Origin of the sequence: Burkholderia sp. Ax-1720, assembly GCF_011753035.1 — a bacterium.
Lineage (GTDB): Bacteria > Pseudomonadota > Gammaproteobacteria > Burkholderiales > Burkholderiaceae > Burkholderia > Burkholderia gladioli.
Window position 1 is genome coordinate 1 of the sequence record NZ_VWWK01000422.1, and the last position, 1,370, is coordinate 1,370.

A 1,370-nucleotide genomic window follows, 5' to 3' on the forward strand; every position below is an offset into this window, starting at 1 on the left:
ACAAGCCGGCCGGCGACGCGCTGGCGCAAATCCGCGCCACGCCCACCGTGCCCGCCGTGCCTGCCGCTCCCGCGGCGGCCCCGGCCCCCGCGGCCTGAGCCGCCCGGCGAACCCGAACCATCGAGCAACCGACCACCTGACGCCCCTGACCGTGAAGACCTTCGTATTCATCGAAAGCAATACCACCGGCACCGGCCGGCTGTGCCTGCGCCAGGCGCTGCTGCGCGGCTACCACGTGGTGTTCGTGACCGGCCGCCCCCAGCTCTATCCGTTCCTGCGCGAACTGCTGATCGAGCCGCTGGTGGTCGATACCGCCGACGTGGCGCGCATCGTCGACGCGCTCGGCGCGTTCCCGCAGATCGCCGGCGTGTTCTCGACCTCCGAGTATTTCATCGAGACCGCCGCCACGGTGGCCGCGCACTTCGGCTTGGCCGGCGCGAGCCCCGAGGCGATCCGCACCTGCCGCGACAAGGCACGCCTGGCCGCCTGCCTGCAGCGGGCCGGCGTGGGCGCGGCCCACACCGAGGTGGTGCCGGACCTGAGCGCCTTGCGCGACCTGGCGCTCGGCCTGTCCTATCCGCGCGTGCTGAAGCCCTCGTTCGGCTCGGGCAGCGTCGGCGTGCGGCTGGTGCGAAACGAGGCCGAGCTGCTCGAGCACGGCGCTCAGATCCTCGCGGCGCGCAGCAACGAGCGCGGGCTGGCGGTGGTGCCGCAACTGCTGGTGCAGGCCTTCGTCGAGGGCGCGGAGTTCTCGGTGGAGGTGGTGGGGCTGGGCGCGGGGCGCGGTTATCGCGTGCTTGGCGTGACCGGCAAGCATCTCGGTGAACTGCCGTTCTTCGTGGAGAGCGGCCACGATTTCCCGGCGCCGATCCCGGCCGCCCAGCGCGACGCGCTGGTGGCCGAGACGCTGCGCGCGCTGGACGCCACCGGCCATCGCTTCGGCCCGGCCCATGTCGAATGCCGGATCGCCGAGGGCCGCGTGGTGATCATCGAGATCAACCCGCGCCTGGCGGGCGGCATGATCCCGCAGGCGATCGAGGCGGCCACCGGCATCGACGTGCTCGGCGCGATGGTGGACCTGCACGCGGGCGTCTCGCCCGATCTCGCGCCGCGTCGCGACGGCCAGGCCGCGATCCGCTTCGTGCTGCCGGGCCGGCGCGGCACGATTCGCGCGCTCTCGTTCGCCCAGGCGCCGCGCGAGGCCGGCGTGCGCATGCAGTTCATGGCGCTGCGCCAGCCGGGCCAGCGCGTCGAGCTGGACGGCGATTTCCGCGATCGCGTCGCGCTGGTGCTGGCCTCGGCGGCCGATCGCGAGACCCTGGCGCGCGCGCTGGACGGCATCGAGGCGCGCGTGAAGCTGGAACTGGACG

1 protein-coding gene is annotated in these 1,370 nt (G+C 73.4%); it reads left to right on the forward strand.

The window, feature by feature from the left end; all coding sequences use genetic code 11:
• Positions 1–151 precede the first annotated feature (151 nt).
• A partial coding sequence (locus F3J18_RS37370; RefSeq protein ID WP_166917185.1) for an ATP-grasp domain-containing protein occupies positions 152–1,370 on the forward strand: 1,219 nt, incomplete at its 3' end.